1 protein-coding gene is annotated in these 722 nt (G+C 74.4%); it reads right to left on the reverse strand.

The features are described 5' to 3' along the window. Window positions 1–688: 1-phosphofructokinase family hexose kinase (locus DEIPI_RS39985; RefSeq protein ID WP_045234415.1), on the reverse strand; the 688-nt coding region annotated here is incomplete at its 3' end. Window positions 689–722 lie beyond the last annotated feature (34 nt).

Consider the following 722-nt stretch of genomic DNA (forward strand, 5'->3'; position numbering starts at 1 on the left):
CCCGCTCGCCCTGGGAGACCGCCACGAGCCGCGCGCCGCGCGCAGTGAGCTCGCGCGCGGCGGCGAGGACGTCCCGTTCGTCGGTCAGGGGACGGCCCAGCGCCGAGCTCAGTTCGTGGACGTTCGGTTTGAGCAGGTCGGGCAGCACGTCCGCCGCGAGGACCGCGCGCAGCGCGTCGCCGCTGGTGTCCACCGCGACCTCCCGCCCCAGGGCGTGCAGACGGGCGGTGAGACGCGCGTACGTGTCCGCCCTCGGACCGGGCGGAAGGCTCCCGGCGAGCACGAACACGTCATGGTCCGTCGCGAGGGCGTCGAGCGTCCCCTCGATCCGGGCGAGGTCGTCCCCGCTCGCGACGAGGCCGGGCAGGTTGATGTCCGTGGTGGTCTGCACCGCGCCGTCCACGAGCTTCACGCCGACGCGGGTGGCGCCGGGCACCCGCAGGCAGGCGTCACGGATCCCCTTGAGGCGGAAGAGACTCTCGAAGCGCTCGGGGTTCTCGTCACCGAGCAGGCCCGTGACGGTCACGTCGAGGCCGTGATCCGCGAGGAAGGACGCGACGTTCACGCCCTTGCCGCCCGCGTCCCACTGCAGCGACTGCCCCGCGTTCACCTCGCCCGGACGCCAGCCGTCCGCGCGGACCGTCACGTCGAGGGCCGGGTTGAGCGTGACGGTCACGACGCGCGTCACGCGCCCACGCCTTCCTGCGCGCCGCGCCGCACGA

This window comes from Deinococcus pimensis DSM 21231 (assembly GCF_000519345.1).
Lineage (GTDB): Bacteria > Deinococcota > Deinococci > Deinococcales > Deinococcaceae > Deinococcus_A > Deinococcus_A pimensis.